Genomic DNA, 22,916 nt, shown 5'->3' with positions numbered 1-22,916 from the left:
GGCGCGCCATGGATGTCCGCTCATCGCCGACCGACCCGGCGATCGCCTCCACACTCGAAGCAGTGGCCGACCTCGCGCAGACCCGAGCCGCCGAACGCGGCCTCGATCCGGCGTTGGCCGCAACCTTCACCCGCGCGCTCTACGGCGGCCTGGCGGCCGACGATCTCGCCGCCGCCCCGCTTGCCGATCGCGCCGCCGCGGCGCTGGCCGTCCTCGACTTCGCGCGCGAGCGCCGCGCCGGCGCGGCGAAGGTCAGGGTCTACGATCCCAGGCCGGACCGGCACGGCTATGGCGCGAGCCACAGCGTCGTCGAGATCGTCAACGACGACATGCCGTTCCTCGTCGACTCGGTGGCGATCGAGATCGTCAGGCGCGAGCTCGCCGTCCGCCTGCTGGCCCATCCCGTCATCGGCCTGCGGCGCGACGCGGCCGGCCGCCTGGTCGCCATCGGCGACGATGGCGGGCGCGAATCGGTGATGCGCATCGAGATCGACCACGCCGCCGAACCCGAGGCGCTGGCCGAGGGATTGCGCGTGGCGCTGGGCGAGGTGCGGCTGGCGGTGGGCGACTGGCGGGCGATGCGCGCGGCCGCCCTCGACGCCGCGCGCGAGCTCAGCACCGCGTCGGGCCGCAGCGGCTGCGAGCCTCAGGCGCTCGAGGAGGCCGCCGCCTTTCTGCGCTGGGCCGAGGACAACCACTTCACCTTCCTCGGCCACCGCCGCTACCGCTATGAGGCCGACGGCACGCGCGCGCTGATCGACGACAGCGGCCTGGGCATCCTGCGCGATCGCACCGTGCGCATGTTCGACCCGCATCCCACCGGCGGCGCGGCGATGGCCGCCTTCGCGCAATCGCCGGCGCCGCTGCTGCTGCTCAAGAGCGACAGGCCCAGCCACGTGCATCGCGCCGGCGCGATGGACGTGATCGTGGTCAAAAGCCACGCCGACGACGGCAAGGTCACCGGCGAGCGCCGCTTCTGCGGCCTGTTCACCTCCTCGGCCTATCATGCCTCGCCGCGCGACATTCCGCTGCTGCGGCGCAAGGTGGCCCACGTCGTCGCGCGCGCCGGCTTCGATCCCGCCAGCCACGATGGCAAGGCGCTGCTCAACATCCTCGAGGTGCACCCGCGCGACGAGATGTTCCAGAGCGACGACGACACGCTGTATGCCATCGCCACCGGGGTGCTGCAGCTGCAGGAGCGCCAGCGCGTGGCGCTGTTCACGCGCCGCGACGCCGCCGCCCGATTCATCTCCTGCCTCGTCTACGCTCCGCGCGATCGCTACGACAGCGACCTGCGGCGGCGCTTCATGGCGACGCTGGAGCGCGCCTATGACGGCACGGTCGCCAGCTACTCGGTGGCGATGGGCGACGAATCGGTGCTGGCGCGCGTGCTGTTCACCGTGCGGCCGCGCCATCCCGAGGCGCCGCAGCCCGACGACGAGACGGTCGAGCGCCAGCTCGCCGACGTGGCGCGCACCTGGGCGGACCGGCTGCGCGATTCCCTGACGGAGCGATATGGAGAGATCGAGGCACGCAAGCTGGCGCGGCGCTTCGGCGGCGCCTTCCCGGTCGCCTATCGCGAGGCCTTCGACGGCGGCGCCGTCGCGCGCGATCTGGTGCATGTCTCGGCCGCGCTCAGCGAGAAGCCCCTGGGCATCGAGCTCTATCGCCGCGCCGACCACAGCAAGGGCGCGCTGGGCCTGAAGCTGTTCAACGCGGGCGCGCCGATCGCGCTGTCCGACGTCCTGCCGATCCTCGAGAACATGGACCTGCGCGTGCTCACCGAGACGCCCTATCGCATCGTCGTGCCGGGCGAGGACGGCGGCGAGGTCTGGCTGCACGACTTCGCGCTCGAGGTCGCCGATCGCCGCGAGGTCGATCCGGCCGAGGCCAGCGAGCATTTCGAGACGGCGCTGGGCGAGATCTGGACCGGCGCGATGGAAAGCGACGGCATGAACCGCCTCGTCCTGCGCGCCGGGCTCGACGCGCGCGACGTGACGGTGCTGCGCGCCTATGCCCGCTTCCTGCGCCAGGCCGGCATCGCCTTCAGCCAGGCCTACATGGAAAGCACGCTTGCCGCCCATCCCGACATCGCCGCCGATCTTGTGGGGCTGTTCCATGCCCGCCTCGATCCCGATCTGGGCGAGGCCGGCTCGCCGCGGCGCGCCCACGCGGTCGACGCCGTGCGCGGCGCGATCGCGACGGCACTCGAGGACGTCACCAGCCTCGACGAGGACCGCATCCTGCGCCGCCTGCTGAGCGCGGTGAACGCCACCTTGCGCACCAACTTCTGGCGCGCCGCCGACGATGGCGGGCCGAAATCCTTCCTGTCGCTGAAGATTGACAGCCGCGCGCTCGACGAGCTGCCGGCGCCCAGGCCGCTGGTCGAGATCTTCGTCTACAGCCCGCGCGTCGAGGGCGTGCACCTGCGCGGCGGTCGCGTGGCGCGCGGCGGCATCCGCTGGTCCGACCGGCGCGAGGATTTCCGCACCGAGATCCTCGGCCTGATGAAGGCGCAGATGGTCAAGAACGCCGTCATCGTGCCGGTCGGCTCCAAGGGCGGCTTCTTCTGCAAGCGCCAGCCGGCCGGCGGCACGCGCGAGCAGATCCAGGCCGAAGGCGTGGAGTGCTACAAGACGCTGATCCGCGGCCTGCTCGACGTCACCGACAACCTCGACGCCGACGGCGCCGTCGAGCCGCCGCCCGACGTGGTGCGCCACGACGGCGACGATCCCTATCTCGTGGTCGCCGCCGACAAGGGCACGGCCACCTTCTCCGACATCGCCAACGACGTGTCGGCCGAATACGATTTCTGGCTGGGCGACGCCTTCGCATCCGGCGGGTCGGCCGGCTACGACCACAAGAAGATGGGCATCACCGCGCGCGGCGCGTGGGAGAACGTCAAGCGGCACTTCCGCGAGCTGGGCACCGACATCCAGGCGAGCGACTTCACCGCCGTCGGCGTCGGCGACATGTCGGGCGACGTGTTCGGCAACGGCATGCTGCGCAGCAGGCACACCAGGCTGCTGGCTGCCTTCGACCACCGCCACATCTTCGTCGATCCGTCACCCGATCCCGAGGCGAGCTTCGTCGAGCGCCAGCGGCTGTTCGATCTGCCGCGCTCCTCGTGGGCCGAGTACGACAAGGCGCTGCTGTCGGCGGGCGGCTTCGTCGTCGAGCGCAGCGCCAAGTCCGTGACCCTGACCGCCGAGGCCCGCGCGGCGCTGGATATCGGCGTCGAGCAGATGACGCCGTTCGAGCTGATGCGCGCGATCCTCAAGGCGCCGGTCGACCTGCTGTTCTTCGGCGGCATCGGCAACTACGTGAAGGCGGTGGGCGAGAGCCACGTCGAGGCCGGCGATCGCGCCAACGACGCGCTGCGCATCGACGGCGCGGAGCTGCGCGCGCGCGTCGTCGGCGAGGGCGCCAATCTCGGCGTCACGCAACGCGGCCGCATCGAGGCGGCGCAGCACGGCGTGAGGATCAACACCGACGCGCTCGACAACTCGGCCGGCGTCGACACCTCCGACCACGAGGTCAACATCAAGATCGCGCTGGGCGACGCGGTGCGCCGCGGCGGCCTGAGCGTCGAGGCGCGCGACCGCGTGCTGGCGTCGATGACCGACGACGTCGCCGCCCTGGTGCTGCGCCACAACTACCAGCAGAGCCAGGCGATCACCGTGGCCGCGGCGCAGGCCGGCGCCATGCACGAACGCCACGGCCGCATGATGCGCGCGCTGGAGCGCGCCGGCCGGCTCGACCGCGCCGTCGAGTACCTGCCCGACAACGACGCGATGAAGCGCCGCGCCACGGCGGGCCAGCCGCTGACGCGCGCCGAGCTGTGCGTGCTGCTGGCCTACGGCAAGCTGGCGGCCAACGACGAAATCCTCGACTCCGACCTGCCCGACGATCCCCTGCTCGAGGCCGAGCTGCTGCGTTACTTCCCGCCCGCCATGCAGCAGCACTACGGCGAGGCGATCCGCCGTCACCGGCTGCGGCGCGAGATCATCGCCCTGCAGGTCGTGAACTCGATGGTCAACCGCGTCGGCGGCACCTTCGTGCACGACATTCGCGAGCGCACCGGCGCCGGCGGCGCCGACATCGCTCGCTGCTTCGCCATCGTGCGCGACAGCTTCGCCCTGCGCGACATCTGGGGCGAGATCGAGGCGCTCGATCCCAGGCTGGTGGCCGAGGCGCAGACCGCCATGCTGATCGCCAGCCAGCGCCTGACCGAGCGCGGCACGGTGTGGTGCCTGCGCAACCTGGCGCGGCCCGTCGACTTGACGGCGGCCGTGACGCGCTGGCGCGCCGCCGTCGCGGCGCTCAATGCCGATCTCGAGGGTCTGCTGCCCGAGGGCGAGAGCCAGCAACTCAGGGCGCGCGCCGAATCCTTCACCCGCCTGGGCGCGCCGGAAGCGCTGGCGATGAAGGTCGCCCGGCTCGACACGCTGGCGACCACCGGCGATCTCGCCAATCTCGCCGATGGCGCCGGCGTGCCGGTGGCCGATGTCGCGCGGGTCTACTTCGCATTGGCGGCGCGGCTCGGGCTGGACTGGCTGCGCGGCGCCGCCGAGCGCCTGCCGCGCGACAACCACTGGACCATCATGGCCGGCGCCGCGCTGATCGACGATCTCGCCGCCGCCCAGCGCGCGCTCAGCGCCTCGGCGCTGCAGACCGCGGCGATTGCGGCGGCCGGCGGGCGGCTCGACGCCAATGCGCTGCTCGATGCCTGGGCCGCGACGCGCCGCGAACCGCTCGACCGCGCTGCGCGTCTGGTCGCCGACCTCAAGGCGCAAGCCAACGTCGACGTCGCCATGCTCACCGTGGCGGCGCAGGAGATGCGCTCGCTGGCGTGAGCGGCGTCACCCTGTCATCCCGAGCGCTCGCAGGGCGATCATACATGGCTTGTTGGCTGTCTTCGGGGCGCACCACTCCAGTGGCGCGCCACTGGAGTGGCGCGCCCCGGGCCCCTTGAGGGCGAGATGCGATCGCCCTGCCCGCGCTCAGGATGACGGGGTGACGCTACCCGTCCTTCGCCGCCTCGAGCAGCGCCTCGAACAGGCGATCGCGCGCGGCCTGCGGCGGGCGCGGCGTGAACCAGACGAACCACGACAGCCCGCTCTCGTGCTCGACGGCGAGCATGCCGATCGTGTTCGGTCCCACGCCCCACGAGCCGGTGTGCCAGTAGCGATACCAGCGCCGCAGATGCAGGGCCTCGTCGCTGGTGACGTTGACCTCGCGACGCACCAGCGCCGCGTTGCGGCCCAGCCAATGGAACGGCGCGAGATCGTCCGGCCCGGGCGGCATCGTGCCCAGCATAGGCCGCTCGCACCGCTCCTGCTCGTTCCAGTCCGTCACCAATGCTGGCGCCGGATCGCGGCCGCTGACCAGCGATTCGCGGCAGGCCGGAAAGCGTCGCGATGCCATAGCCCGCAGATACTCGGCGCCGCTCAGGCGCCAGCCACCGAACGCGGAGAATGAGCGCCAGTCCGGGTCGAGGCCACCATCCTCTATGCCCACCGGTTGCAGCACGGTTCGGGCACAGAAGCGCTCATAGTCCTCGCCGGTCACCACCTCGACGATCGCGCCCAGCACGAGATAGCCGACGTTGGAATATCGGAAGGCCTCGCCCGGCGCCGATTGCAGCGGGACGGTCAGGGCAGCCGCCAGCAACTCCTGCAGGCTCGCCGTCGCCGGCGACCTGCGCTTCTGCAAGAGTTCCATCGCCGCCGGCGTCATCAGATCGCGCGGCGCGGCGGCAAAGCCGGCGCGGTGCTCCAGCAGCTGCGCCACGCTCGCTTGCCTGATGCGCGGATCGGCTGGCTCGCCATGCGTCGCGAAGAACGGGCGCAGCAGCTCTGCCACGGTCGAGTCGAAGCGCAGCCGGCCCACGGCGATCAGGCCGGCGACGCACTGGCCGGTGATCGCCTTGCTGAGGCTGGCCAGCAGCACGCGTTGCCTCGCATCCTGTCCGCCATAGCCGTGCTCGAGCGTGTCCGCCCCGTCGCGCGTGCGCGCGACAAGCACAGCCTTGTCGATGCCGTACTCCTTCATCCAGCCTTCGAACGCCACGCGCAGCGCGTCGATCCGCGGCACCGGCTGCGCCAGCGCGAGATGCGGACTGACGATCAGGACAAGGACGATGACGGCGCGGGCCAGCCGTCGCATGCCGTCAGGCTCCCGCCACGCGCCGCGTGTGGCCGGCCCAGAACGGCTCGCGCAGCTCCTTGCGCTTGATCTTGCCCACCGGCGTCTTGGGCAGCGGATCGGCACGCAGCACGATCTTGCCCGGCCGCTTGTAGTTGCCGAGCTTCTCCTCGCACAGCGCAATCAGCGCCGCCTCGCTCACGGTGGCGTTCGGCCGGATCGTGCACACCGCGCAGGGCGTCTCGCCCCAGCGCTCGTGCGGGATGCCGAAGACCGCGGCCTCGATCACGTCGGGATGATCGCACAGCGCGTTCTCGAGCTCGGCCGGGTAGATGTTGAAGCCGCCCGATACGATCATGTCGCCGGCGCGGTCGATCATGTAGAGGTAGCCGTTGACGTCGAGGTAGCCGACATCGCCGGTCTTCACCCAGCCGTCGACCATGCGCTCGGCCGTCGCTTCCGGATTGTTCCAGAAGCCGGTCATCTGGCCGTCGGTCTTGCCGACGATCTCGCCCACCGTGCCCGCCGGCACCGGCCTGTTGTCCTCGTCCCAGATCTGCAATTGCGCGAAGGGCAAGGGCAGGCCGCAGGAGCGCAGCGGCGTGGAGCCCGGCAGGTCGGTGGCGAACCATTGCCTGGGCCCCATCATCGCGATCGGCACCACCTCGGTCTGGCCGTAGCCCTGGTACATCGCGTGGCCGAAGTGCTTCTTCGCCGCGAGCGCGGTGTCGTCGGCGATCGGCGCGGCGGCCACCAGCAGGCACTTCAGATGGGAGAAGTCGCGCCGGTCGAGCCCGGGCTGACGGTTCACCGCGTTGAGCATGGTCGGCACCATGAACAAATAGGCGATGCGCTCGCGCTCCATCAGCTCGAGCACCTCGGCCGGATCGAAGCGGTCGACCATGATGTTGCGGCCGCCGCCCAGCCACACCGGCACGAACTGGTAGCCCGAGGCGTGGCTGATCGGCCCGAGATGCAGGCAGGCATCGCCCGGCGCGACCGGCGGGAAGAGGTAGAACCAGTCGCGGCCGGCGGCGAGCCAGGCGCGATGCGAGTAGGCCACGCCCTTGGGCTTGCCGGTGGTGCCGCCGGTGTGGCGGATGATGTAGTTGTCGGTCTCCGCGATCGGCGGATCGGGATCGACCGGCGATTGCGCGGCGAGCCAGGACTCGTATGCCCCATCGCGCACCAGGACGTGCTCCAGCTCGGGCAGCTGGGCGCGGATCGGCGCAATCTCCGACAGGTATTTCTCGTCGATCACCAGGGCGCGGCAATTGGTGTGGCCCATCATGTGCAGGTGCGCATCCGGCGCGTTGCGCGGATAAAGGGGCACTCGCACCAGGTTGGCGATGCCGGCGCCGAGGAAGATGTCCGACGATTCCAGCCGGTTGTCCTCGAGCACCGCGACGCGGTCCTGCGGCCGCAGCCCCAGCGCCAGCAGGCCGTTGGCCATGCGCACGCCGCGTTGCCACGCCTCGGCGAAGCTCAGCCGGCGCGCGCCCATGACCACCGCCTCGCGCTGGGCATAGTAGCCGGCGGCGCTGCGCATCTGCGTGCGCACGTCCATGACGCGCCCTCCCGAACACCATCTTCCGGCGAGGGTCCGGCGGCAGGCCCGGTCGCGTCAAGGGGCGCTATGGCGGCGCGGCGGCGACAGTGCGGGTGATGCGCTCGCGCAGCTCGAGCGCGAGGTCGATGAAGCTCTCGAGCGTCTCCAGGTCGCGCACGTCGCGCCGCAGCCTCACGCGCAGCGAGCGCGATCCGACGACGATGATGGGAAAGTCCTGCGCGCCGTCGAACCGCTGGATCCAGGCGCGCATCGTCGATTCGATCGCGTCGTGCTCCAGCGCCGGCGGATCGCCGGACGCGAACATCGCGTAGGGTCGCTGGCGGTCGCCCGGCGCATCGACCAGCCGCAGATCGCCGATCTCGTCGGCGAGGTCGCCGATCACCATCGCCAGCAGGCGGCGGCCCAGCGGACCGTCGAGCGACGAAAGCATGGCGGTGGCAAACGCCGCGTTCTCGCGCGGCACCGGCGGGCCGAGGAGCACGAGCCCACCGGCCGAGCGGACGCTGGCATCCTCGAACTCGGTCTTGCGCACGCCGCTTCGCGAGCCGCTGGTCGACGGGCTGTGCACCCGGCAGTCCCAGGTGCCACGCTCGCGCGGCGTCAACCGAAGGCGCACACCGGGGCCGAGCGATGCCGGCCGGGGATCGACGACCCAGCGCCGGCGCTCGGCGAGCCGCGCCAGCGCCTCGCGGCGCGTCCGCTCGGAGCGCCATAGAAAGATCCCGAGGCCGGCGACGAAAAGCAACGCGACGCCGATGGCCAAGGCGGCAATGGCTTCCTCAGAGAGCATGCTCGCGCCTCACTTCCCGGTGATGACGAATCCGCAAGCTGACCCGTCAGGCAGCGTCCGGATCATCCGGGCGGGGCCTTCGATCGGGCGTAATGCGCGGTGGACTGACGCGTGCGCGACTTCATCCGGCCCGGCTCCACCCGCGTGGCTGCTTGGAGCGGAAATTCCCCGGCCGTCAGGGATTGTACACTGTAAACCCGTAGGCCAGCAGCTTGCGTTCGCCGTGCCAGATCTCCAGCGCCCAGGCACCGGGGATCAGCTCGGCCGGACGCTCGAAGCGGAAACCCTGGAAGGTGGTGACACCCATCCGGTAGGCGTAGGCGCAGCCATCGTCGCGCCGCGGCTTGCCGGTGACGGCGTCGGGAATGCCGGGGTTGGGCGCGCGCCACAGCACGCGGAAATTGGTGACGCCATTGGCCACTGTGCCGACCGGCCGGAACTTGACGCCGAACATCGTGCCCAGCCGCGCCGGGATGCGCGTGGTGTGTTCCTGGGCCGAGATGTTGACGTCGGCCCGGTCGGGCTCGCTCAACGATTCGCACAGGCCCACGGGCGTCGAGCGGGCGCTGGGCGGCACGGCGTAAATGCCCGCCTCGATGATCTCGATGTCGCGGACACCCCTGCCGCCCGTGGTGTCGGCGGCGCAGGCCGCCAGGCCGGCCAGCAGGGCACCGGTCAGCAGGACAAGGGCAACCCACCGCATGCGTCTCTCCCCTGACATTCTGATTGAGCAGTCGCTCCTATCCTAAAACAAAAATGAGCGCTCGCAATCTATTTGGTTGCCTCGACGGGGCTGGAGCCCCTCGCCATGATGCCCGCCGCCCAAAGGGTCGGGCTGGGGGAGCGTGCGATGGCCGGTGCGTTGGCTGGACTGAAGATCGTCGACATGACCGTCGTCGCGCTGGGGCCCTTCGCCACGCTGATGCTGGCCGAGCAGGGCGCCGAGGTGATCAAGGTCGAATCGCCGGAGGGCGACACGACGCGCCATGTCGGCCCGTCCAGGGCCAATCCCGGCATGGGCCCGCACCACCTCTTCGTGAACCGCGGCAAGCGCTCGCTTTGCCTCGACCTGAAGCGGCCCGAGGCGCTGGCGGCGCTGATGAAGGTGATCGAGGGCGCCGACGCGCTGGTCTATTCGATCCGGCCGGCGGCGATGAGCCGGCTCGGCCTGTCCTACGAGGCGGTGCGCAGGGTCAACCCGCAGATCTGCTACGTCGGCGCCTACGGCTATCACGAGGACGGCCCCTACGGGCATCTGCCGGCCTATGACGACGCCATCCAGGCGGTCTCGGGCGTCGCCGCCCTGATGGGCGGCAAGGATGGCCCGCCGCGCTACGCGCCGACCGTGATGGCCGACAAGACCGTGGGTCTCACCCTGGCCTATGCGGTCCTGTGCGCGCTGATGCACAAGGTGCGCAGCGGCAAGGGCCAGAAGGTCGACGTGCCGATGTTCGAGACCATGGTGAACTGGCTGATGCTCGAGCACCTGTGGGAGCGCTCCATCGCGCCCGACGGCCAGCTTGGTTACAGCAGGCTGATGACGCCGATGCGCAAGCCCTATCGCGCGCGCGATGGCTACCTGGCGATCCTGCCCTACACCGACCGGCACTGGCGCGCCTTCTTCGAGCTCGCCGGCGAGCCCGCCGTGATGGACGACCCGCGCTTCGCCACCATGGCGCAGCGCTCGCTGCACATCCCCGAGATCTACGCCATGGTCGAGCGACTGACGCCCACGCGCACGGTGGCGGAGTGGACCGCGGCGCTGCAGGCGCGCGAGATCCCCTGCATGCCGGTGAAGTCGCTGGAGCAGCTGCCCGAGGACCCGCACCTCAAGGCACGCGGCATGTTCCGTGCCGTGGAGCACCACAGCGAGGGCGAGATCATGACCCTGGCGCCGCCGGTCGCATTCTCCGCCACGCCCAGCGCCCATGCGCGGGGGGCGCCGCTGCTGGGCGAGGACTCGCTTGCCGTGCTGCGCGAGGCCGGCGTGGCCGAGTCCGAGATCGAGGCGCTGCGCGCCGCGGGTGCGCTGATTTCACACGCCGATCAGGCCGCAGGCCGCGCGGAAATAGCGCTGGCCGGCAACGGCGGTTCTGCTAAACACGCCTGAAATATTCGCGCCGACAAGCGAACGGGACGCTATCCCGGCCAAGGCCCGCGGCGTGCCGACAGGCGATCGAGCCCTGTGGGGAGATGATCCAGTGCAAGCGTTGCTGAAGCTTTCGCGTGTAGTCGACCTCGTCAACGAGAACGTCGGACGGGCGATCTCGTGGCTTGTGCTCGCCGCGGTGCTGGTCAGTTCGGTGAACGCGGTGATCCGCAAGGTCTTCAGCACCAGCTCCAACGCCTGGCTGGAGCTGCAATGGTACCTGTTCAGCGCCATCTTCATGCTGTGCGCCGCCTATGCCCTGATCAAGAACGAGCACATCCGCATCGACATCGTCTCGAGCCGGCTGACGCAGCGCGGCCGCGACTGGATCGACATACTGGGCCACGTCGTGTTCCTGCTGCCGCTGTGCGTGGTCATGGTGATCGAGGCCTGGCCGTACTTCCACCTGTCCTTTGTCGGCTGGGAGCAGTCGAGCAACGCCGGCGGCCTGCTGCGCTGGCCGGTCAAGCTGCTGATCGTCGTCGGCTTCGCCATGCTCGGCCTCCAGGGCGTCTCGGAGCTCGTCAAGCGGATCGCCTTCATGCGCGGCGCGGGTCCCGATCCATACGGTCCGAAGAGCGGGCCGCACTGAGATCGGGGACACCGCACCGTGACCGTCATCCGTTCCCTTCTCGTCGTCTTCCTCCTCGCGCTCGGCGCGCTGATCTTCGCCGCGCTGGTGCTCGAGGCGCCCTGGGCGGTCGCCTTCATCAAGGCCGAGATGGCGCCGATCATGTTCGCCTCCATGGTCGTGCTGCTGCTGCTCGGCTATCCGGTGGCCTTCGCGCTCGCCGCCTGCGGCCTGCTCTACGGGCTGGTCGGCATCGACCTCGGCCTGTTCCAGCCGTCGCTCTTCCAGGCGCTGCCGATCCGCATCTTCGGCATCATGGAGAACGACACGCTGCTGGCGATCCCGTTCTTCACCTTCATGGGCCTGATCCTCGAGCGCAGCGGCATGGCGGAGGACCTGCTCGACACGGTCGGCCAGCTGTTCGGGCCGATGCCGGGCGGCCTGGCCTTCGCCGTCGTCTTCGTCGGCGCGCTGCTGGCGGCGACGACCGGCGTGGTCGCCGCCTCGGTGATCTCGATGGGCCTGATCTCGCTGCCGATCATGCTGCGCTACGGCTACGACCGGCGGCTGGCGGTGGGCACGATCGCCGCCTCCGGCACCCTGGCGCAGATCATCCCGCCCAGCCTCGTGCTGATCGTGCTCGCCGACCAGCTCGGCCGCTCGGTCGGCGACATGTATGCCGGCGCGATCATCCCCGGCCTCGTGCTGACCTCGCTCTACGCCGGCTACATCCTCGGCAGGACGCTGCTCAATCCGAAGCTGGCGCCGGCCCTGCCGCCCGACGCGATCGCCTTCCGCGACGATGACGGCGGCGTCGGCTACGCCTCGCTGGCGGCGGTCGTCGGCGCCTGCATCCTGGGCGGCATGGCGCTCTCGCACGGCCTCGACTGGGCGCCGATCTGGTCGGCGGCCTTCGTCGGGCTGATCGCCTATCTCGTCGCCCTCGCCAACAAGTACGCCCGGCTCGGCATCCTCAGCCGGCTGGCGCAGCAGGTCGTGCTGGTGATGATGCCGCCGCTGGCGCTGATCTTCCTGGTGCTGGGCACGATCTTCATCGGCCTGGCGACGCCGACCGAGGGCGGCGCCATGGGCGCGACCGGCGCCCTGCTGATGGCGATGTCCTACCGTCGCCTGACCTGGAGCCTGCTCAGGCAGGCCATCGACGCCACCGCCAAGCTGTCGGCGTTCGTGATCTTCATCCTGGTCGGCGCGCGGGTGTTCAGCCTGACCTTCTACGGCGTCAACGGCGACCTGTGGGTCGAGCATCTGCTGCTCGGCCTGCCCGGCGGCCCCATCGGCTTCCTGATCGTCGTCAACATCCTGGTGTTCCTGCTCGCCTTCTTCCTCGACTTCTTCGAGCTGGCGTTCATCATCATCCCGCTGCTCGTCAAGCCGGCCCAGGCGCTCGGCATCGACCTGGTCTGGTTCGGCGTGCTGCTGGGCGTCAACATGCAGACCTCGTTCATGCATCCGCCCTTCGGCTTCGCGCTGTTCTATTTGCGCAGCGTCGCGCCCGACAAGCCGTACATCGACAAGGTCACGGGCAGGATGACCGACGGCGTCACGACGGCGCAGATCTACTGGGGCGCCGTGCCCTATGTCTGCATCCAGGTCGTCATGGTGGCGCTGGTGATCGCCTTCCCCGGCATGGTCACCGCCAGCCTCGACAAGGGGCCGAAGGTCGATCCGGCAAAGATCAGGATCGAGCTGCCGCCCAGTCCCGACACCGACGACAATCCGCCGCCGATCTTCATCCCGCCGCCGACCAAGTAGGCGGCGCCGGCGAGGCGCCCAAGCACTGGATGGATGTCGCCGCCGGGCGCGCGAGCACTGGCGCGCCCGGGTCGTTTCGGATGACGCGCCCCGCAGGGCCGCCATGTCCCGTCCTCAGCGCACCGTCTGCGAGGCGGCGAAGGCGAAGTTCTCGTAGGTCAGCTCGGCGACGCGGAACCACAGGTACTGCTCGTCGCGGAACCTGCGCCACGGCTCGTAGGCCGTCTTGAACTTGGCGTTCTTGGCCGAGATCTCGTCGTACAGCTCGTGCGTCGCCTTCCACGCCGCCGCCAGGATCTCGCGCGGATAGGGCCGCAGCTGCGCGCCGGCGGCGACGAGACGGCGCAGCGCCTGCGGGTTCTGCGTGTCGTAGCGCGCCATCATGTCGGTGTTCACCTCGGCGGCGGCAACCTCGATCATGCCGCGGTAGATCGGCGGCAGGCCTTCCCACAGGCCCTTGTTGACCATGATGGTGATCTGCGTGCCGGCCTCCCAGAAGCCGGGGTAGTAGTAGTACGGTGCCACCTTGTTGAAGCCGAGCTTCTCGTCGTCATAGGGGCCGACCCATTCGGCGGCGTCGATCGTGCCCTTCTCGAGCGACGGATAGATCTCGCCGCCGGCGATCTGCTGCGGCACCGCGCCGAGCTTGGCCCAGACCTGGCCGCCGATGCCGGGAATGCGCATCTTCAGGCCCTTCACGTCGTCGAGCGTCTTGAGCTCCTTGCGGAACCAGCCGCCCATCTGCACGCCGGTATTGCCCGCCGGCAGCGGAACGACGCTGTACTCCGCCATGAAGTCGCGCATCGCCTTCAGGCCGCCGCCCTGCAGCATCCAGGCATTCTGCTGGCGCGCCGTCAGGCCGTAGGGGACACCGGCATCGAAGCCGAAGGTCGGATCCTTGCCGACGAAGTAGTAGCTCGCCGTCTGGCACATCTCGACCGTGTTGTTCTGCACGGCGTCGAGCACCTGCAGCGCCGGCACGATCTCGCCGGGCGCGAAGACGCGAATCTGGAACTTGTTGTCGCTCAGCATCGCGATGCGCTTGGCGAAGGTCTCGGCGCCGCCGAACAGCGTGTCGAGCGACTTGGGAAAGCTCGAAGCCATCCGCCATTTCAGCTCCGGCATGCCCTGCGCGATCGCCGGCGCCGCGAGCGCGCTGGCCGCCCCCGCCGCCGCGGCGCCGATGGCCGCCGTCTTGAGAAGTCCGCGTCTGTCCATGAATGCCTCCCGTATGCGCCACGGCCCTTGTCGGGCCATTCCGGCATGACGGGAGGCAACGCCCCCCGGCGCCGATGTCCCATCATACACGAGCCCGGGCCGCGACATGCAAAAGGCCCCGCCGAAGCGGGGCCTTCGCATATGGGTTGGCGCTTCCTCACCCTCTCCCCGCGAGCGGGGAGAGGGAGGGGCTCGTCGCGCGCAGCGCGATGGGAGGGTGAGGGGTTCGTGCGGCAGCCGCGGCCACCTTCATATGAGTCCCAGCCCCTCACCCCGACCCTCTCCCCGCAAGCGGGGAGAGGGAGAAGCGCGGCTCAGAGCTTGTTCTGCGCCGACATGCGGCCCATGAAATTGTCGAAGGTGCCCTCGGCGACGCGGAACCACAGCACCTGCTCGTTGCGGAACGCCTTCCAGGAATCGAACACCCTCTTGAACTTGGCGTTCTTGGCCGACGTCTCAACGTAAAGCTGGGTGGCGGCGTTGTAGCAGGCCTCGAGCACCGCCGCCGGGAAGGGCGACAGCCTGGTGCCGCCGGCCACCAGCTCGCGCAGGGCCTTGGGGTTCTGTGCGTCGTACTTGGCGACCGACCAGTCGACCGTCTCGGCGCAGGCCGAGGCCACCGCCTCCTTGTAGAGCGGCGGCAGGGCGTCCCACGCCTTCAGGCCGATATAGAGCGACAGCGCCGCGCCGCCTTCCCACCAGCCGGGATAGTAGTAGTAGGGTGCCACCTTGTTGAAGCCCAGCTTCTGGTCGTCGTAGGGGCCGACCCATTCGGCGGCGTCGATCGTGCCCTTCTCCAGCGACGGATAGATGTCGCCGCCGGCGATCTGCTGCGGGATGACGCCCAGCCTGGCCATGACCTGCCCGGCGAATCCGCCGATTCGCATCTTGACGCCCTTCATGTCGTCGGGAGTCTTGATCTCCTTGCGGAACCAGCCGCCCATCTGCGCACCGGTGTGCGACATCAGGAACGACGTCATCCTGTAGTCCTTGTAGAACTCGCGCATCAGCTCGAGCCCGCCGCCATGATAGACCCAGGCGTTGTGCTGGCGGGTGTTCAGGCCGAACGGCACCGCGGTGTCGAAGGCGAAGGTCGGGTCCTTGCCGACGTAGTAGTACGACGCGGTGTGGCCGCACTCGACCGTCTCGTTCTGCACGGCGTCGACCACCTGCAGGCCGGGCACGATCTCGCCGGCGGCGAAGACGCGGATCTGGAACTTGTTGTCGGTCAGCGCCGCGACGCGCTTGGCGAAGTGCTCGCCGGCACCGAAGATCGTGTCGAGGCTCTTGGGAAAGCTCGACGTCAGACGCCACTTCACCTCGGGCATGGATTCCGCGATCGCCGGCGCGGCGACCAGCGATGCGGCGGCGACGCTTCCCACGCCCGCCCGCTGAACGAATTTGCGGCGGTTCATCCTGGACTACTCCTCACTACAACTCCGGGGCTCCACGCCGGTCCACCTGTTGGGCCGGCGATGCCCAGTGGGGCGCCTTCTAGCGGCTTCCCTGCGCCACGAACAGGGTCGCGCCGCCGCAGGAAAAAGCCCTCTCGTCGCGGGGACGAGAGGGCCAAGGATGGCGCTTTCCGGCGGAAAACGGGGAAGAGCCGCCGGCGACGCCCATACCTGCGGCAGGATGCCCGCCGGGCGTGATCCGGCGATGTCGGCCGGGCTACGCCCGTGTGACGCAATCCACCGGTCGGGCGATCTTCCTTCTCCCCGCGAAGGCGGGAAGAAGGTGCCCGAAGGGCGGATGAGGGGCTTCGCGGAGTCTCGACAACGACATTGCTTGTCGTTGCTCGAGGAAGCCCCTCATCCGCCTCGCTGGCGCTCGGCACCTTCTCCCCGCCTTCGCGGGGAGAAGGGAAGAAGGTCATATGCGATAGCCCTGCCCGGAGGGGGAAGGCAGATCCGGAATCCTCCGCGGCCCAAGGACCTCGTGGGTTCGCCGGCGCTACGCCTGCTGGACGTCGAGCGCGTAGCCGGCGGCGCGCACGGTGCGGATCACGTCGGCGTGCTGCTCGCCGTTGAGCGCCACGCGCAGGCGGCGGATATGCACGTCGACGGTGCGCGCCTCGACATAGACGTCGCGGCCCCACACGGCGTCGAGCAGTTGCTCGCGCGAGAAGACGCGGCCGGGATGCTCCATGAGATGGCGCAGCAGGCGGAACTCGGTGGGCCCGAGATGGATCGGCTTGCCGCTGCGCAGCACGCGGTGCTGCACCAGGTCCATGGCGATGTCGGCGTATTCCAGTACCTCGTCGGCCAGCGCCGGGCGGATGCGGCGCAGCACGGCGCGGATGCGCGCCACCAGCTCGCTGGGCGAGAACGGCTTGGAGACGTAGTCGTCGGCGCCGGCATCCAGCCCGCGGATGCGATCGCCCTCCTCGCCGCGCGCCGTCAGCATGATGATGGGGATGTTCGAGGTCGTCGGCTGGCGCCTGAGCTGGCGGCAGACCTCGAGCCCCGACATCAGCGGCAGCATCCAGTCGAGCAGCACGAGGTCGGGCCGGTCGTCGGCGACCGCGGTCAGCGCCTCCTCGCCGTTGGTCGCCACCGTGACGCGGTAGCCGGACTGCTCGAGGTTGTAGCGCAGCAGCTCGACGAGGGACTTCTCGTCCTCGACGAGCAGGATATGGGGCTGGATCGCGTTCATGGGCAGCGTGACGCGCTCTCTTAGGTTCAGGCCGGCCGGTAGATCTCGCCGCCGCCCTTGGGCCGGTCCGTGGCGAAGGGCGCGCCGGTGACGCGGAAGGCAACAAGCTCGGCGATGTTGGTGACGTGATCGCCGATGCGCTCGATGTTCTTGGCCATGAACATCAGATGGGTGCCGGCCGTGATCGTGCGCGGGTCTTCCATCATGTAGGTCAGCAGCTCGCGGAACAGGCCGTTGTAGACGTCGTCGATCTCCTCGTCGCGCAGCCACACGGTGCGCGCCGCGGTCACGTCGTCCTTGGCGAAGGCGTCGAGCACGTCCTTGAGGCAACTCTGCACCAGTCGCCCGATGCGATCGATGCCCGACACCGCGCGCGGCGGCGAGCCGCTCTGGGCGAGGACGATGGCGCGCTTCGCCGTGTTCTTGGCGTAGTCGGCGATGCGCTCGAGCGAGGCAGTGATCTTGATCGCCGACAGGATGTGGCGCAGGTCGACGGCCATCGGCTGGCGCAGCGCCAGCATGCGCAGCACGCGTTCCTGGGCGTCGCGCTCGAGCGCGTCGACGCGCGCGTCGCCGGCGATGACCTCCTCTGCGACCGCCGTGTCGCGGTCCCGTACCGCGAGCAGTGCGCGCGACAGCAGGGACTCCGCGAGCCCGCCCATTTCGCTGATCGTCGCGTCGAGGGCCTGCAGCTCCTCGTCGAAGCTCTTGACCAGATGCTCGTTCGCCATCGCTCTTCTCCCCGCCTCGCTCAGCCGAAGCGGCCGGTTATGTAGGCCTGCGTGCGGTCCGACTTCGGATTGGTGAACATCGTCTTGGTGTCGCCGTACTCGATCAGCCGTCCGAGGAACATGAACGCGGTGTTCTGCGAGACGCGCGCTGCCTGCTGCATCGAGTGCGTGACGATCACAATGGTGTAGTGGCCGCGCAGCTCGTCGATCAGCTCCTCGATCCTCGACGTCGCGATGGGATCGAGCGCCGAGCAGGGCTCGTCCATCAGCAGCACTTCGGGGTCGCCGGCGATGGCGCGGGCGATACAGAGGCGCTGCTGCTGGCCGCCCGACAGGCCGAGCGCGCTCTCGTTGATGCGGTCCTTGACCTCGTCCCACAGCGCGGCGCCGCGCAGCGCGCGCTCCACGGTGTCGCCCAGCAGGCCGCGGTCGCGCACCCCGTCGACGCGCAGCGGATAGATAACGTTCTCGAAGATCGACATCGGGAACGGGTTGGGTTTCTGGAACACCATGCCCATGCGCTTGCGCAGCGCGATGACGTCGACGCCGGGGCCGTAGATGTCGCGGCCGTCGATCTTCATGTCGCCTTCGATGGTCAGCCCGTCGATCAGGTCGTTCATGCGGTTGATCGAGCGCAGCAGCGTGGACTTGCCGCAGCCCGACGGGCCGATCAGCGACGTCACCATGCCGCGCTGGATATCCATGGTCACGTTGAACAACGCCTGCTTCGGGCCGTAGTAGAGGTCGAAGTCGTCGACCTCGAGCGCCACGCCATGCGTGCCGGGCGCGATGTGGTAGATCGTCTCGCCGTACTCGCTGATGTTCATGTCGGGCATCGGAAGTCCCTGTGTCTAGAACTGGCTGCCGGCGAAACGACGGCGCAGGCGGTTGCGGACGTAGATGGCGGTGGCGTTCATCACCACGATCAGGAGGATCAGCAGCAGCGTCGTCACGAAGACCATCGGCTTGCCGGCTTCGGAGTTCCGCGACTGGAAGCCCACGTCGTAGATGTGGAAGCCCAGATGCATGAAGCTGCGCTCGAGGTGGATGAACGGGAAGTAGCCGTCGATCGGCAACTCGGGCGCGAGCTTGACGACGCCCACCAGCATCAGCGGGGCGACCTCGCCCATGCCGCGCGCCATCGCCAGGATGATGCCGGTCATGATGCCGGGCATGGCGCGCGGCAGCACGATCGTGCGGATGGTTTGCCACTTCGACGCGCCGCAGGCCAGCGCGCCCTCGCGCATGGAGCGCGGCACCGCCGCCAGCGCCTCCTCGGTGGCGACGATGACGACCGGAACCGTGAGCACCGCCAGGGTCAGCGACGACCACAGCAGGCCGCCCGTGCCGAAGGTCGGATTGGGCAGCCGCTCCGGGAAGAACAGGCTGTCGATCGTGCCGCCCATGAGGTAGGCGAAGAAGCCGAGGCCGAACACGCCGTAAACGATCGACGGCACGCCCGCGAGATTGTTGACCGATATCCGCACGATCGACACCAGACGGCCCTGCCTGGCGTACTCCCTCAGGTAGAGGGCCGTGACGATGCCGAAGGGCGCGACGAAGACGACCAGCAGCAGCGTCATCGCCACCGTGCCGAAGATCGCCGGCAGGATGCCGCCCTCGGTGTTGGCTTCGCGCGGCTCGGTGGACAGGAACTCCCACCAGCGTGCGAGATAGATGCCGACGCGATCGCCGAGGTCGGTCTCGTTGGCGCGGAAATGACGCACGACGCTCGACAGCGCGATCGTCTTCTCCTTGCCGCCGATCTCGACGTAGGTGACGGTGTCCTTGGCGTCCTCGTCGCGCAGAGCCTTCGCCTGGGCGGCGAATGTCTCGTACTGCTTCTGCCACTCGGCGATGCGCGCGTCGGCCGCCGTCTTGGCCCGCGCGTATTCCGCCGAATCGGCTCCTTGCGAGAGCTCGACCGACCGCAGACGCAGGCGCTCCCGGTTGATCCGATGGTTGATGTCGCCGATGAGGTCGCGTTCGATGTGCCGGATAGCCTGGCGGCGCGCCTGCGCCGTCGCGTGCGGCTCGGCGAGGCCGGCCGGAGTCAGCCGGTCGGCTGGCAGTGCGACGCCACCCACCATGGCCGCCTTCAGCGAGCCGACCAACAGACCCCATTCGAGCCGCTCCACGGTGAGCAGACCGGCAGGGTGCTCCACCTTGGCGATCTCGAAGTCGGAGACCCAGCGGAAGTCGTCGTTGTAGATGTCGTAGTTGCCGACGCGATAAAGCGTGCGTTCGGCGAGGCCATCGGCACCGGCGATGGCGGCTCGCCGCTCCGCTGGCAGCTTGGCGAGGGTATCGGCCGGCACGCGATAGGCCTCGACCCGGCCGGCCTCGCCGGCGACGCGCGCGCCGTCGACCAGGGTGAGCGCCGCAATCCGCTTGGGCCAGAAGGTGGCGACGCCGTTCCACAGGACCAGCCCGAGCAGCGAGGCGATCATCAGAATGCCGAGCGCCAGCATGCCGCCGAACGCCCACTGGAATGGCTCGCCGGTCGCCCGGAGGTCGGTGGCGTGCGCGCGCCGGTAGGCCGGCCGCGCCTCGCTGCGCGCGACCGGGTCGCTGGCGGTGTCGGTCATGGCGACGTCCATCGGGGTCTCCCCTGTCTGCGCTAGAGCGACATCGCCCGCCTGCGGAAGCGCTGGCGCACCACTTCGGCGAGCGTGTTGACGATGAACGTCAGGACGAACAGCGTAAGCGCCGCGAGAAACAGCATGCGGTAGAGCGAGTCGTTGCGCACCGCCTCGGGCAGCTCGACGGCGATGTTGGCGGACAGCGCGCGCAGGCCGTTGAACAGGTTCATGTCGATGATCGCGGTGTTGCCGGCGGCCATGACGACGATCATCGTCTCGCCGACCGCGCGGCCCATGCCGATCATCACGGCGGCGAAGACGCCGCTCGCCGCCGTCGGCAGGATGACCCTGGTGGCGGTCTGCCACAGCGTCGCGCCGCACGCCAGGCTGGCGCCGCGCAAGTGCTCGGGCACCGAATTGAGGGCGTCCTCGGCGATGGTGTAGATGATCGGGATAACGGCGAAGCCCATGGCGAAGCCGACGACGAGCGTGTTGCGCTGGACGTAGGTGTCGACCATGCCCCCACGGGGGTCGTAGCCGAACGATGACAGCAGCGACGCCACGATCCAGGCCAGGAAGATTCCGGCGGCGGCCAGGGCGGCCCAGCGGCCGACGTCCATCACTGCGCCCCGCAGACGCGGCACCGCGCGCATCCGTTCGTCGAGCGCGGCGCCCGCGAACCGCCGCAGTCCCCAGGCCGCCACGAAGAACATCAGCGGCGAAAGCACGATCGTCATGAAGCCCACGGACGATCCCTGCCGGCCGGACAGCCACTGCTTGAAGTCGCCGAAGAGACCCGCCTCGACCGTCGGCCCGATCGCCACCGAGAGCCAGCCGCCGACGATGACGCCCGCGAACATCAGCAGGAACTTCGGCACGCCGCCATAGAGCAGGACGACGCGCTCCGGCAGCATCTGCCACAGATAGGCCGATACGATCAGGCAGAGCGGTATCAGCAGGAACAGGAGAAGGACGGAGACGATCCAGGACTCGACCAGCGGCGCGAGGATGAGCGCGGCGATGAAGCCGAGGACGACCGACGGCAGCGAGGCCATCATCTCCATCGCCGGCTTGACCACGGCGCGGACACTGTGGTGCAGGAATTCCGACGTGAAGATCGCCGCGGCGAGCGCCACCGGAATGGCGAACAGCATGGCGTAGAACGTCGACTTCAGCGTGCCGAAGATCAGCGGTACCAGCGAGAATTTCGGCTCGAACGAGTCGGTTCCCGACGAGGACTGCCAGGTGAGATCGCGCCCTCCGTAGCCTTCGTACCAGACCGGCCCGAAGATCGAGCCCAGCGTGGTTTCCGGATGCGGCACCGAGACACCCCAGCTGGCGTAGCGGCCGTCGTCGCCCAGCGCGATCACGCCGTCGTCGCGCGGCGCCATAGCGACCGCCTTAATCGTCAGCGGCTGTCCGTCCGACGCGAGCTTCAGCAGCGTCTGCTCGGAGGTCGAATGGCGCAGCCACACAGCGCCCGACGCGTCCGCGGTGACGAACATCTTGGTGCGGCGCGACACATCGATGGCCACGATCGGCGCGCCCTGCGACTCCAGCCGATGCGACCGGACGAGGGTATAGCCATCCGTCGTGCGCGCGCCCTGGACCTGGAGGCGGAAGTACACGTCGACCGATCCGTCGGAGCCGCCGGCAAGGATCGATTGCTCGCCGATCAGGAATGCCAGGGTCGTGAGGCCAACGCCCTCCGGCTTCAGCCGTATGGTCTCGGCGAGCGTCGGCTTGGCGAAGTCGCGCGTGTCGTAGCGCAGCATCCGGCCGGAGCGCTCGGCGACGTATACTTGGTCGGCCTTGTCGGTCATTAGCACGCCGCTGACCACCGTGCCGGTCGGAAGGGCGGGAAGATCGGCCGTTTCGACGCTGGTCGTGGCCTTGCGCGTCAACATGTTCACGCGGGTCTCGGCGCGGCTGAGCCGGACCTCGCCATTGGCGTCGACGGTGACGAACGAGCGCGTCGGCCGCTCGACGGTGCCGCCCGTGCGATAGTAGATGGCGACCAGAGGCACATCGCCGATCTTCTGCGGCGCGTCCAGCGTCGATGTCACCGAGAGGATGCGAACCTGCTGGCCGGGCAGCGGCGAGTACACTGACTTCCCGTCGGTGAGATCCTGCGCGTCGAGCTTGACGAGCCCGGCCGGCATCTCGCTCGCCGGCGCGACGCGCGTCTTCACCTCCAGGCGGCCGAAGCGCACCGTGCCGTCGGCGAAGCCGAAGACGACGTCGCCGCCGCTGAGCGTGGCGCCGAACGCGCTGGCGGTCGCGCCGCCGAGATCGAAGGGCGAGCCCGCAAGCGCCTTGCCGGTCGGGATGTGGAAAGCGCCGACGGCGCCCGTCGACGTGACGGATATCGCCAGGCGGCGGTACTCGTCGACCTTCTCCAGCACCACGGTACCGGATGCCGGCGTGTAGCGGCCGACGTGCCGCTCGGTGACCGAGCCGCCGGTAAACAGCGGCACGACGACCACCAGCAGGAACAGCATGATCGCGAAAACGGCCGCGATGACGCCAAGTCCGCCGACCGTGATCGTCCAGTCGGCCGCCTTGTCGATCAGGATGACCGACCGGCGTGTGGTCTTGTCGCGCCTGCCCACGAGGCTGTGGGCGGAAGCCGGCGTCTGGGTGGTGTCGGTCGGCATGGAGTTCCCTTCCCCTTCCCGGGGGCCGCGCGCCGGGCTGGCGCCGCGCAGTCAACGGCCGGCTGATGCCGGC

General features: G+C 69.3%; 15 protein-coding genes. 4 read left to right on the top strand and 11 right to left on the bottom strand.

Annotated features, from left to right (window positions below; all coding sequences use genetic code 11):
* Positions 1-8 precede the first annotated feature (8 nt).
* Entirely contained in the window at positions 9-4,856 is a 4,848-nt protein-coding gene (locus KF889_10325) for an NAD-glutamate dehydrogenase (GenBank protein ID MBX3499829.1), read from the top strand.
* Between the two features lie 166 nt (positions 4,857-5,022).
* On the opposite strand, the gene KF889_10320 is transcribed toward KF889_10325, so the two are convergent.
* From KF889_10320 to KF889_10305, 4 genes are all read right to left on the bottom strand, one after another.
* Positions 5,023-6,168, bottom strand: a complete 1,146-nt coding sequence (locus KF889_10320; protein MBX3499828.1) for a serine hydrolase — start codon at positions 6,166-6,168, stop codon at positions 5,023-5,025.
* Positions 6,169-6,172: 4 nt separating this feature from the next.
* The gene (locus KF889_10315; protein MBX3499827.1) at positions 6,173-7,714 is read right to left on the bottom strand and encodes an AMP-binding protein; all 1,542 of its coding nucleotides are present in this window, start codon (positions 7,712-7,714) and stop codon (positions 6,173-6,175) included.
* 67 nt (positions 7,715-7,781) lie between these two features.
* Positions 7,782-8,507 carry a hypothetical protein gene (locus tag KF889_10310; protein MBX3499826.1) on the bottom strand — a complete coding sequence of 242 codons (726 nt, stop codon included), beginning with the start codon at positions 8,505-8,507 and terminating at the stop codon, positions 7,782-7,784.
* Between the two features lie 175 nt (positions 8,508-8,682).
* The gene (locus KF889_10305; GenBank protein MBX3499825.1) at positions 8,683-9,210 is read right to left on the bottom strand and encodes a DUF3859 domain-containing protein; all 528 of its coding nucleotides are present in this window, start codon (positions 9,208-9,210) and stop codon (positions 8,683-8,685) included.
* Positions 9,211-9,357: 147 nt separating this feature from the next.
* Here KF889_10305 and KF889_10300 point away from each other — a divergent pair, with 147 nt between their 5' ends.
* The 3 genes from KF889_10300 (at position 9,358) to KF889_10290 (ending at position 13,000) form a co-directional block, all read left to right on the top strand.
* Complete coding sequence (locus tag KF889_10300; protein MBX3499824.1) at positions 9,358-10,617, top strand: CoA transferase; 1,260 nt, start codon at positions 9,358-9,360, stop codon at positions 10,615-10,617.
* A 91-nt stretch (positions 10,618-10,708) separates the two neighbouring features.
* On the top strand, positions 10,709-11,248 hold the full coding sequence (locus KF889_10295) for a TRAP transporter small permease subunit (GenBank protein MBX3499823.1): 540 nt from the start codon (positions 10,709-10,711) through the stop codon (positions 11,246-11,248).
* A gap of 129 nt (positions 11,249-11,377) precedes the next feature.
* The gene (locus KF889_10290) at positions 11,378-13,000 is read left to right on the top strand and encodes a TRAP transporter large permease subunit (protein MBX3499822.1); all 1,623 of its coding nucleotides are present in this window, start codon (positions 11,378-11,380) and stop codon (positions 12,998-13,000) included.
* Positions 13,001-13,114: 114 nt separating this feature from the next.
* On the opposite strand, the gene KF889_10285 is transcribed toward KF889_10290, so the two are convergent.
* The 7 genes from KF889_10285 to KF889_10255 all read right to left on the bottom strand — a co-directional run bounded on the left by KF889_10285 (position 13,115) and on the right by KF889_10255 (position 22,843).
* The gene (locus KF889_10285; protein MBX3499821.1) at positions 13,115-14,218 is read right to left on the bottom strand and encodes a TRAP transporter substrate-binding protein; all 1,104 of its coding nucleotides are present in this window, start codon (positions 14,216-14,218) and stop codon (positions 13,115-13,117) included.
* Between the two features lie 314 nt (positions 14,219-14,532).
* Positions 14,533-15,633 (bottom strand): TRAP transporter substrate-binding protein, encoded by a 1,101-nt coding sequence (locus KF889_10280; protein MBX3499820.1) that lies wholly within the window; start codon positions 15,631-15,633, stop codon positions 14,533-14,535.
* Between the two features lie 538 nt (positions 15,634-16,171).
* Positions 16,172-16,864 (bottom strand): phosphate regulon transcriptional regulator PhoB, encoded by a 693-nt coding sequence (phoB, locus tag KF889_10275; protein ID MBX3499819.1) that lies wholly within the window; start codon positions 16,862-16,864, stop codon positions 16,172-16,174.
* Between the two features lie 35 nt (positions 16,865-16,899).
* Entirely contained in the window at positions 16,900-17,604 is a 705-nt protein-coding gene (gene phoU / locus KF889_10270) for a phosphate signaling complex protein PhoU (GenBank protein ID MBX3499818.1), read from the bottom strand.
* 20 nt (positions 17,605-17,624) lie between these two features.
* Positions 17,625-18,440, bottom strand: coding sequence for a phosphate ABC transporter ATP-binding protein (locus KF889_10265; GenBank protein MBX3499817.1), 816 nt, complete (start codon positions 18,438-18,440; stop codon positions 17,625-17,627).
* A 15-nt stretch (positions 18,441-18,455) separates the two neighbouring features.
* A complete protein-coding gene (gene pstA, locus KF889_10260) occupies positions 18,456-20,192 on the bottom strand; it encodes a phosphate ABC transporter permease PstA (protein ID MBX3499816.1) in 1,737 nt (578 codons plus the stop codon).
* A gap of 32 nt (positions 20,193-20,224) precedes the next feature.
* Entirely contained in the window at positions 20,225-22,843 is a 2,619-nt protein-coding gene (locus KF889_10255; protein ID MBX3499815.1) for an ABC transporter permease subunit, read from the bottom strand.
* Positions 22,844-22,916 lie beyond the last annotated feature (73 nt).

The sequence above is a fragment of the Alphaproteobacteria bacterium genome (assembly GCA_019635875.1).
In the GTDB taxonomy this organism is placed as follows: Bacteria; Pseudomonadota; Alphaproteobacteria; order Reyranellales; family Reyranellaceae; genus JAFAZJ01.
This window is presented reverse-complemented; position numbering and strand designations above follow the sequence as displayed.